Source organism: Syntrophorhabdales bacterium, assembly GCA_035541455.1.
Lineage (GTDB): Bacteria > Desulfobacterota > Syntrophorhabdia > Syntrophorhabdales > WCHB1-27 > JADGQN01.
On the sequence record DATKNH010000043.1, the window covers coordinates 1 to 10735 of the forward strand.

The 10735-nt window shown below is 52.9% G+C and carries 10 protein-coding genes; 3 read left to right on the forward strand and 7 right to left on the reverse strand.

From position 1 onward, the window contains the following. Positions 1 to 572 precede the first annotated feature (572 nt). The gene (locus VMT71_04745) at positions 573 to 1547 is read left to right on the forward strand and encodes a tripartite tricarboxylate transporter substrate binding protein (protein ID HVN23254.1); all 975 of its coding nucleotides are present in this window, start codon (positions 573 to 575) and stop codon (positions 1545 to 1547) included. An 81-nt stretch (positions 1548 to 1628) separates the two neighbouring features. Then, on the forward strand, positions 1629 to 2720 hold the full coding sequence (locus VMT71_04750; GenBank protein ID HVN23255.1) for a tetratricopeptide repeat protein: 1092 nt from the start codon (positions 1629 to 1631) through the stop codon (positions 2718 to 2720). Between the two features lie 46 nt (positions 2721 to 2766). On the opposite strand, the gene VMT71_04755 is transcribed toward VMT71_04750, so the two are convergent. The 7 genes from VMT71_04755 to VMT71_04785 all read right to left on the reverse strand — a co-directional run bounded on the left by VMT71_04755 (position 2767) and on the right by VMT71_04785 (position 8495). Beyond that, complete coding sequence (locus tag VMT71_04755; protein HVN23256.1) at positions 2767 to 3753, reverse strand: S1C family serine protease; 987 nt, start codon at positions 3751 to 3753, stop codon at positions 2767 to 2769. Between the two features lie 190 nt (positions 3754 to 3943). Beyond that, complete coding sequence (locus VMT71_04760; GenBank protein ID HVN23257.1) at positions 3944 to 4690, reverse strand: PqqD family peptide modification chaperone; 747 nt, start codon at positions 4688 to 4690, stop codon at positions 3944 to 3946. 277 nt (positions 4691 to 4967) lie between these two features. Then, entirely contained in the window at positions 4968 to 5144 is a 177-nt protein-coding gene (locus VMT71_04765; protein HVN23258.1) for a hypothetical protein, read from the reverse strand. 14 nt (positions 5145 to 5158) lie between these two features. Further along, on the reverse strand, positions 5159 to 5353 hold the full coding sequence (locus VMT71_04770) for a hypothetical protein (protein HVN23259.1): 195 nt from the start codon (positions 5351 to 5353) through the stop codon (positions 5159 to 5161). Between the two features lie 80 nt (positions 5354 to 5433). Beyond that, a complete protein-coding gene (locus VMT71_04775; protein HVN23260.1) occupies positions 5434 to 5592 on the reverse strand; it encodes a hypothetical protein in 159 nt (52 codons plus the stop codon). A gap of 103 nt (positions 5593 to 5695) precedes the next feature. Then, positions 5696 to 7147 (reverse strand): PAS domain-containing protein, encoded by a 1452-nt coding sequence (locus VMT71_04780; GenBank protein HVN23261.1) that lies wholly within the window; start codon positions 7145 to 7147, stop codon positions 5696 to 5698. A 172-nt stretch (positions 7148 to 7319) separates the two neighbouring features. After that, complete coding sequence (locus tag VMT71_04785) at positions 7320 to 8495, reverse strand: ABC transporter substrate-binding protein (GenBank protein HVN23262.1); 1176 nt, start codon at positions 8493 to 8495, stop codon at positions 7320 to 7322. Between the two features lie 181 nt (positions 8496 to 8676). Between VMT71_04785 and VMT71_04790 the strand changes: the two genes are divergently transcribed. Continuing rightward, positions 8677 to 10735: DUF748 domain-containing protein (locus VMT71_04790; GenBank protein ID HVN23263.1), on the forward strand; the 2059-nt coding region annotated here is incomplete at its 3' end.

Genomic DNA, 10735 nt, shown 5'->3' on the forward strand with positions numbered 1-10735 from the left:
ACTGTCATTGGGGCACCTCCATGAAAAGATTTGGTTGTCTTTCACCATAGTACAACTTCATGTTGACTATGGCGAGGTGCCCTTTGACTTTAGATGATTCTACAGGTGTAAGCAATGACGCGCCTGAACACAAGAAGGGGCCAGTTTCCCAGCCCCCCCGTTTTTTGCCTGTATAGTTTTGTCTAGTAGCTATAAGGTTTCTGCCTCTGAAAATAGGGAAGGCTCTCCCTTGCCAAATGCGGGCAAACTAGCTATGGGACTTGAAAAGGATGAAATCAGGAAAGGGTAGGGCATCCCCGTCAAATAACTTCTAATCCGTAGGTTCCGCGTTCGAGTCGCGGCAGGCGCGCTTTAAAATCAATGCCGGGAATGCTCCTCTCTCCCGCAGCGTCTGACCCATTGGTCATGGTGTCGGACATTCCACGGATAATCCTTCCGGATTGACTCACGCCGAATCGAGGTCTATACTGCATCGCAGATTTGTCGCAAGATTGCACTGGAGTGCAAAAGGAGCCACAACTCCAGCAATGCATAGCACTCCTGCGTGGTCTGATTGCCAAAGGGGTGGGGTTATGAGAATTGCGCGTGGTTTGTTTCTTCTTTTGACCTCGGTGCTGGGCCTCAGCATGCTCGCGCCCGAGACCAGTGGCGTAAAGGGATACCCGGATCGCCCTATCCAGATGATCCTTCCTTACCCACCAGGCGGTCAGGGTGACACGGCGTGCAGAATGCTGATAGAGGAACTGGACAAACTCCTCGGCACCAAGATCATTCCGAATAATAGACCAGGCGCAGGGACCGTGTTGGGTGCAGATGCGGCAGTCAGGGCGAAGAAAGACGGGTACACGCTCTTCTACTCTAGTGCGTCGCCCGTTATCTATGTTCCGATCACCAATCCGGAGGTCGTACACTACGATCCGATGAAGGACCTGGAACCGTTGGGATTCCACTTTTTCATGCCGACTGTGGTCGGCGTGAAGGCTGATGCACCCTGGAAGACTTTCCCTCAATTCGTCGAGTATGCCAGGAAGCACCCCGGAAAGATTCGCATGACGTCAGTCGGCGTTGGCTCTTTCACGCATTTCGCCATAGAACTCCTCCAGTCGATCACGGGGATCAGGGTAACCCATGTGCCCTACGAAGGCGGTGAGAGCGTGGTCACGGGTGTCCTGGGAGGACATGTCGAGGCTGCCCTCGACGGGTATGGAAAGTTCAAACCGCATGTGGAGGCGGGCAGAATGAGAGTGCTCCTCATTGACCCCGCGTTGCCAAGCCATCCCGAGATCCCCACGCTCAGACAGTTGGGCTACGCACAGACTCTGCCGGCCACCTGGTTTGCGCCATGGGCTCCCGCCGGAATACCAGATGATGCCAAGAGAGTTCTTATACCCGCCATTGAAAAGGCCGTGAAGATCACCAAGCCGAAACTCGATCAGATGGGGCACCTCTGCGAATACAGATCGCCGGCACAAGTCTCAAAATTGAGGGACGAGGAATATAAACAGATTTACGATATCGCGGTTAGAATAGGGCTGCACAGGCAGTGAAAAGCGTCCGCGCGCATGATAATCGTTAAAGTAGAAGAGCTGAAAGAGCGATAAGAAAGGAGAACTTTTGCAGGGGCATTTTTGGATCCAGCTATAGTACGGTGCTATCAAATTCTTGGACTCGAAGCCGGAGCCTCGCTCGATGCGATAAAAAAGGCTTACCGCGATCTGATTCAGGTATGGCATCCTGATCGCTTTGAATACAACCCGCAATTAAAGAAGAAGGCAGAGGATACGCTCAAGGACATAAATTGGGCTTATGAAGCATTAGCCAGGTATGTAGCAGCGGCTCGTAACGGATCCAATAGGAAATCGCACTCTGGACGGGAAGGTTTTAGAGAAGCGTACCAAGACTTTGCAAACAGCGAAAACAAGTATGACGGTAGCAGGCAACAACATTCCCGAGAAAGCGATTTTGAGAGACAGGATTTCGACAGGTGGAAAGCTGAAAAAGAAAAAAAGGCAGCTTCACTTAATGATTCAAAAGCCGGCCAGAGCCCTAAACAAAAATGTTATTCTGTCATAGTGACTGCAGGTCTCCTTGTGCTTGTGCTCTCGGTTCTTGGTCTTGGCAAGTCCTGTGACCGGGAGTCTTCAAGGCTAGTGCACTCTGATAGGGGGACAGGGATTGCGTCCTCATGGGAGGAGAAGGCACGAAGCCTTCAGAGCCAACAGGATTTCCAATCACTGGTAGAGCATTGTCGTAAGTGGGTGGCGTCTAAGCCACGCGATGCCGGTGCCTGGAATTTCCTGGGCATGGCGTATGACAGCCGCCGTCAGTATGCCGAGGCTATAGACGCCTTTGACAAAGCGATACGACTGAAACCTGATGATGCAGAGGCGTGGTACAATTTGGGCGTAGCCTATGGAAGTACCCGGTCGTATGATAAAGAGATTAGCGCGTATCTGGAGGCAATACGCCTGAATCCCCATTTCGTTAACGCATGGAACAATCTTGGCGTGGCATACATGAAGCTCAAACAGGACACAAAGGCGATCGATGCTTTGCGGCGAGCGACACGCTTGAAACCAGACTATGCCCAAGCATGGAAGAACTTGGGTTTGGAATACTACATGGTCGATGATCTGAACTCGGCCAAGAAGGTCTATCAGATCCTCAGAAGACTTGATCCTGCTATGGCGGAAGACTACCTCCGCGTAATCATGTCTTAGCGGCAACTCTTGCGGTAATTAGAGCGCTTCCCGTCTGGCGCTAAGATCATATCGTTTGTTTCGGTCTGAGCTGAAGAAACTGGTTACGGTCACTGGAGCGTACTTTTATCTCGTGTATCCGCGTCCCCCGCAGGACCGTCATTACGACCTCGACACCTGCATTACCCAGCGCCCACACCTTGCGGTAAAAATCCGCAAGCCCGCTCACCGGCTCTCCATTGACGGTCATGATAAGATCGTCCTTTTTCAGACCGGCCTTCTCTCCCGGACCTCCCGCAGTCACCTGAGCGACAAAAACGCGGCCGTGCGCTTCTTCCGAGTTTATCCCGAGCCAGGGTCGGGGGGCCTTTCTCGGAAAGCCCGTGGTGAGGTCCCCGAGGATCGGGGTCAAGAGATCGACAGGAACGAAAATGTTGCAGGCCACGGTACCGGCGTGCGGCAGTGACACTGCGGTGAGTAATGATCCGATGCCGAGCAGCTTGCCCTCAGGCCCTATCAGGGCAGCCCCGCCGTAGTCCGGATACGCGGGAAACGTGACAATCGCATCTTCGAGGAGATACTCCCATCCGGCAGCGAACTCCATCCGTTTGACAACATAAGCGCCCCCTGCATTCGTTGATCCTCCTTCCCCCATAACGAGAACTGGATCCCCTGCTTTCAATAGTGCGGAGGACCCGAGTTGCAGCGGTTCGACGCCGAGAGGTTCTTCAGTCCTCACCACCCCAAAACCGGTCTCCTGGTCGTACCCCACGAACGCCGCTTTTACAGGTGTGCTTCTTGGCCCGATCACTTCCACAGTTTCTGCTTCCACGATCAGATAGCCGATGGTGAGGATATCACCCTTCGAATCTATAACGACACCGTACCCTTCCCGTTCAGTGCCGAGCGTATCGGCAGTCCGTGCGTGTTTCGGTACATGTGCGTGTATCCTGACAACGGCCCTGAAGATGTTCTCTGTTTCCTGGGCGGAGAAAGCAGGCATACCGAGTGCCAGTAACAGGCAGGAGATCAATATAACCCGTCCTCTCTTCATGCAAAGCTCCTTTGCAGGGTACTCTGTGTATAGTATAAGTCACAGATGCAGTTCTTGTTGGCGTTTCCCACTCAGCTTCGGTGACAATGCAATATGTGCTGCGCAGAATCCGCATCAGAGATACTTCTTGGATTCCGCGATCGGAGAAGATAGTGGACTCTCGACGATGGCAAAGCGGTGAAGCTCCGTGTCAACAGGCGCCAACTCCTGTGGAACAGGAACCGTGACTGGAGGGGGAGCCTCCATAGCCGCAGGTGATCGGACTGCTGGGGCTATTTCCACTGTTGCAACAGCTGGTTGTTATGCCTCCGTGACACATCACGGCGTCGGTGAGCCCTGCGCAGCAGATTCCCGTGCACGGGTTCCAACAGCCTACGGTAGAACCGCCAGAGCAGTTGTGAGCTGAATTCCCGGAGCCGCAGTCATTGCTGTTTCCGCCCCCTCCGCCGCTGCACCCGGTGGTCGATGACCCGGATTCACAGCAGATACCTGTGCCTGTATAGCAGTTCCCGAGGGCCTTATGCTCTGAGTTGAGGTTGACGAGTTCCGGGGGTGCATACGCGCATAGGTGTGGATCACCCGACTTAGAGGAGGAAGGAGGCGAGCGTCTCGCTCGTCGTCTTTCTTTCCTCTCCCTCTCTTTGCGGGGGGCACCCTCGGGACGGTGGACTGCGGCCAACCCCTCCGCGGCCAGTTGGTTGAGAAAGGCCGTAATCTCCTCTGGGGCTTCCCTGGGTACGTCTCTGGCATGAGCACCCAGTTCTTCCAAGAGGTCATCCAGGGTGTGGCTTCCATCAAGGAGTCTTGCCAGGTAGACCCCGGTGGGATTCAGGCCGAAGCCTTTACCGGTATCGGGATCGAAGAGCACTGCCCAGTCGTCGAACTCCTCGCGAAGCACAACGTGAGGATTCCGTACGGGCCTGTCGCTGCTGTTCACGATGCTGCTCTCGGTTTCACTTAAAATGCAATACACGTGCCAACACGTCCGTGCTTTGAATCATCACAAGAACCCCCTGCACTGCCGATGGTCTCCGTACCGTCCGCAGTAAACGTGAGAAAGCAATACACGGTCCGAGCATCATCACCACGCAATAGTGCGCAGACTGGGAAGATAAATGTAACAGGTTCAGGAAATAGAGGTTGCGGGTGTCGTACTGAATCTTCTGCCATCACACGACACCCGCCCGCTTCCCGCTCTTGTCCTGCTCCGTCCCTCAGGCAAGGGGTCTTTCAAGGGGGATCGAGATCTGTCCGATTTTTGTGGCGAAGAACACGCGTGCTTTTCGCGACAGGTAGACGAAGCATCGAATTGCAGCGGTTGCAGCAAGCCATAACACGATCAGAGCCAACGGTACGGCGAAACCGCTATTGACCACAAACAAGTTTTCCATGATACCCTCCTTTTTTAGAGGCCCTTGGCTTGTGCCCAGGCAAGAACTAAAGGTTGATCATCTTGTCCGCTTTCCGCCAGAAGAGCCTTCTGGACGTCCGCAACATAAGGATGGTCAGGATAGCAGATCAAGCAGATGTAGGACGTCAGCGTCGCGGCCACCAGTAAGAAAAAGACCACTACCAACACCACTCTCGTTACTTGTTTCATGGTTGTTCCTCCTTTTGGAAAAGTACGTGAATGGATCTTACTCGGTCCTTGCATGAGGTTGTCTCCTGTCTGCTTGGGGCTCAGTCGATCAGCGCCTCGGTCGCCATTTCAATGGCCTGCTGGGATGGTTCCAGCGCAAACGGCGATCTGGCACTGATCTCCCGGCCGAGCAGTACTAAGGACACGATTACCAGGATGACGGCCGTCACATGTGCTGCTACCACAAGGCGTTCTTTCATGGGGATTACCTCCTTTATGCTTCGTTACTAGCAGTTTAGGGCGGAAGGTCCACTTTGTGAATAGGACGTAAAATGGTGTAAAGTATGACGCTAATAGTAATACTTATAGGAGTGACAGGAGATAGGATCGGAGGTTTGTCTTCCCTTTATTGAGGTCCAGCTTCTTTCTGATCAGAAACCGTTGCTTGTCGATGGCTTCCTTGGTTACATGCAATGCTTCCGCGATATCCTTGCTGGTTCTTCCCGCCTTGATCAAATCGACAATCTCAAGTTGACGCGGGGTGAGGTTGAAGGCGCGTAGATTATCGAGAAAAGGAGAGAGGATTTCTCTGAGATTCGTTTGGATAAAGCCGACCATGGTCGCGCTTTGAGGCTCGAGCCTGCTCTTTATAAGCTTCTCGACATGCGGGAGTACAAGTTGCTTTACATTTGCCACAAAGCGTGCCTCAAGTTCTTTTCTGTCTTCCTCTCGGTGTTTCAGCAGCACCTTCAGCGCAGCGTTTGCTTCCTGAAGGCTGAGGCGCTCTGCTTCGAGAGCCTTCTCAGCTTCTCTGCGCGTTTCGATTTCCTTTTCAAGCTGCCGGCGTGCCTGCATCCGGGCTATGATCGTTCCCAGTTCCGCAGAGAGGAAGTCGAGCGTAAGTCGACCCTGCTCGGGTATCTTCGTCCCGTCCGGATAGCCGACTGTGAGAGCACCGACCACCTGGCCCTCTCGCTGTATCGGGATCAATGCGCCGTAGGCTGGTCGGCCCTGGTCGCCTACAGGTTCGTAGACGCTCTTGCCTTTCATTACCGCGGACCACAACGCAGATCCTGCAGGTATGCTGCCGTGACTACCTGGGAACACATCTGAGGGGCTGACGGACGAGACCAGCTCAAGGTCCCCGACCGGCTCCGTTTTTAGCCAGATGCACGCGCTCTCTGTGGCTGATGCCTTCAGCGCCGCTTGAAGAATGAGGGTGAGTCCTTGGTCGAAACTTTCTATCTGCGCCAACCGCAGGGCAAGATCGCGTTGCATGAAGATCTGCTCTACTGCCAGCTGTTCGCGTTGTCTCAGGCGTTCCTCGAGTTCCTTTCGCTCGGTGAGATCATATGTAATGACGATCGCTGAACTGACCGGCTCATCGCGTGTGGCGTAAGGCGAATAAACGACCTCGCAATAACGCTGGCCGAGAGCCGGGAAGCGCATCCAGCCCTCGTCCCGAGTCTCCTTTCCCCTGAAGCATTGCTGGAGCCTGCGTCTTATGCTCTGGTCGAATGCCTTACCCCAAAGGCTCCGTACCGTCCTGCCGATTATTTCCTCCGGTTCCTTGCCGTGGGCTGCTGCGTAGCGTGTGTTCACCCACTTATAGATGTAGCTGGAGCTGATGAGGCTTACAGGGAGGTGGAGGGCTTCAAGGACCGCAAGCTGTTCTGTTCTCGCTACCCCGGAGGATGATATTCCCTTCTTTGTGGTGGCCGCCGGATGCGAGGGAGGTTTTTGCCCTCCGGCGGAGCCTGGGTGCGATGCATGCCGTGCGCGACCTTTTGTGAGAGCGATGAATAATCCTCCCAATGCGTACTCGTCACATTTTACTGAGATGCTGACAGTGAAGACAAGCAATATTTTTTTGGTAGTGCACGGCGTTGCGGAAACGCCTCACGATAGCACTCTCTTGGGATGGAGTGCTCCCTTGGGTGTTAATGATTTGCGTTCGGACGCATGTGGGCGCGGAATCCGAGTCGGCCTATCTGGCCATCACGAACCTTCCGTCCTTCACCTGGACCATCAACGCGGCATCCTTGTGAATACCTCGATGGTCATCCTTGCTGAACGTGTAGGTTCCACCAAAAATCCCGGGATAGTTCTTGATCCGCTCGATGGCATCTCTCAGTTTGACGCTTTCATTGGGCCCTTCAGGGATGACCTGCCTCATCCCTTCTGCAACGACCCGCGCAGCATCCGTAGCCACAACTGCATAGATATCAGGCTCTTTCTTGAACTTCTTTTCAAAAGCCTCGGTGAACTCCTTCATCAGCTTCTTCTGGGGATACGAATCGGGAAGTTCTCTCCAAACGACGTAATGGGCACCGGGCAGCAGAAGTGGCTCCGGCTGAAAATCCCGGATGAGTTTGATGAAGGTGTCAGAAAGATTGCCGTGCCCTGTGATGTAGGGTATTTTGAAACCCATTTGCGTGAAATTCTTGGCGACCACAGCATTCGGTGCGCCGCTCACACCGACAATGAGCGCCTGAGGATTGATCCCCTTAACCTTGGCAAGTTGCGCCGTCACATCCAAATCCTTGACATTGAAACGTTCACCCGCGATCTCAAGTCTGTATTTCTTTGCGGCCTTGTTCACCTCTTCGAACCATGTCTGACCCGTTGAATCGGTGGCACAAAGCGTAGCCACCCGTTTGGTGCCCTTTTTCACCAGATAGTCAAAGATGGTCTCGACCATCTCCGAAGTGTGCACCCAGGAGGCGAAGCAGAAGGAATCGGCATAGTTGGGGTCGAAGGAGCCTGACGTCGAGTAGTTCACAACCTTTTCCTCCTGAGCGACGGGCTTCGCAGCGTTCGAGGTTGCAGTGATGGGCGTTCCGATGATTGCCACGACCTTATCCCGTTGGATCATCTTCTTGACGTTGCTCGCCGATTTCTCAGGACTGCTCTCGTTGTCGTAGGCAAAGACCTGCAGGGGGCGGCCTTTGATACCTCCTGTCGCATTGAGCTGCTCTGCAAAGAACTCAACGGCACGCACCTCCGGCTCTCCCAGCCACGCTCCATAACCAGTCGCATCCATGTTGACACCGAGTCGCAGCGATGGCTTAGTTTGCGCGAAGACGAGAGAAAGGTTCGCCAGTAATAGGAGGAGACAGATCATCAACACGAAGGCTACCCGGGACAACTTAGCACCAATCATCACTACCTCCCTGCTTGTTTGTGTTTTAACGAAACCAACTCGGTTCACTATTCATTATCACTCCCAACCTCGCAATTCAACAGAATTCAAATTGCCAGATCCCATTGACTATTCGCATGGACTTACTAGATTACAGGTAAAGCAAGCTTGATTTCGTACTCTTCTGCGAGAAGGTGAGCGTATGGTAAACAAACTAGCCGGAATCTACGAAAAGAAAATAAGACCCCGAGTGAAGAAGATTGTTATTGGACTCGTTATCTTCTTTGCCCTGTTCACCCTCGTGGGGTTTTTTGTTCTGCCTCCCGTAATGAAATCCGTCTTGATCAAGGAACTCTCCAAGAATCTCCATCGGGAAGTAACCCTCAACCAGATCAGGATCAATCCCTACACTCTTTCCGTAACCGCAAGAGGATTAACGATCAAGGACCGGGCCAGTGGCGAGACGTTCGTATCCTTCGACGAGCTCTTCTTGAATCTGGAGAGCCTTTCCATCATCAGAATGGCTCCGGTCCTTAAAGAACTCCGGATCACCAGGCCCTACGTAAGGATCACCCGTAACCAAAACCTCTCCTACAATTTCTCAGATTTACTGGAGGAGAACAAGCCGGCTCCGGAGAAAACCAAGTCCAAACCCTTACGCTTCGATCTGAATAACATCAGCATACAGGACGGGAGCATCGATTTTCTAGACGAACCAGAGAACACAAAACATACCGTCAGAGACTTGAAAATTGGCGTCCCCTTTCTGTCGAACATCCCTTCCTATGTGCAGAGGTTCGTGGAGCCGCATTTCTCAGCGAGGATTGACGATGCTCTCTACACCATCCAGGGTCAAACAAAGCCGTTCGCCGATTCTCGTGAAACCTCCGTTGATGTCGCTATCAAGGGTTTCAATATACCGTACTACCTGGCGTATATCCCCATGAAGATGAAGTTCAGGCTTGTTTCGGCGTCAATGGATACAGACGTAAAGATATCTTTCATTGAGACGAAAGGAAGAGATCCCGCTCTCACCGTCACAGGCAATGTCTCCTTGAAAAACATGGCCGTGGACGATGAAAAAAACAAGCCGCTCTTCAGACTCCCCCTGCTCGATATCTCCATTGCCCCGTCAGAGCCCCTTTTGAGGACCGTTCACCTGTCGAAGGTGTCGATCACTTCGCCAGAATTTGACATCCAGCGTGATGAAAAGGGGGTCCTCAACACGCAGTTGTTTCTCTATGAGAAGGGCAAAGAAAGGATTGCCGCTAGAAAAACCGAGGAGGCACCACCCCTGTCGCTGGAGATCGATGCGATAGTGCTGTCAGGGGGGAAAATCTCTTTTACTGACCTTTCCAGGAGTAAGCCCTTCAAAACGATTTTCGACCCGATCGACCTGAAGATTGACCATTTCAATAACGGCAAGGACAAGAAATCAGCCTATGCACTATCCCTCAAAACCGAAGCCAATGAAACCATCAAAGACGAGGGTGAGTTTTCCGTGGAGCCTCTGTGGTCCGAAGGCGTGGTGGCGGTCTCTTCCGTTTCTCTCAAGAAGTATGGCCCCTACTACAAGGATGCCATCCTCTTCGACATCGAAGACGGCCGCATCGACCTTGCAACCCGATACAGATATGCAGGAGGTGGAAAGGAACCGGAGATCAGTCTTTCGGGGATGTCTGTTACGCTCAGGGATCTCCGCCTCAGGAAGCCAGGGGAGCAGCGGGACTTTGTCAAGATTCCGAATTTCTCCATCAATGAAACAGATGTGGATCTGACAAAAAGAGAAATCGGCGTGGGAAGATTCTCCACAGAGAAAGGTGAACTCCTCGTCAAACGGTTGCGTAACGGCGATGTGAATCTCCTCACGCTGACTCCGCTCCCATCAACTCCAAAAGAGCCAGCAGGAAAACCAAATACCAGGGAGACTCCTGGCGAGTCTGAGAAACAGTGGCTTGTCACCCTAAAGCAGATGCTGATCGATAAGTACATTGTTCGTTTCGAGGATGAGACGACTCCAAGCCCGGTCGTGTTGAGCGCCCAGAACGTGAGGTTGAAAGGAGAGAATATTTCGACCGCGAAGAGGAGCAAGGGAAAGCTTGACCTCTCTTTCCTTCTGAATGGGAAAGGAGCAGTTTCCACTGCAGGAAGTATCAGCACGGAACCTCTTTCTGCAGATCTAAAGATAGGGCTGAGGGGCATTGATGTTGCTCCTTTCCAACCTTACTTCGCGGATAAGGTAAAGTTGACGGTGACCGGAG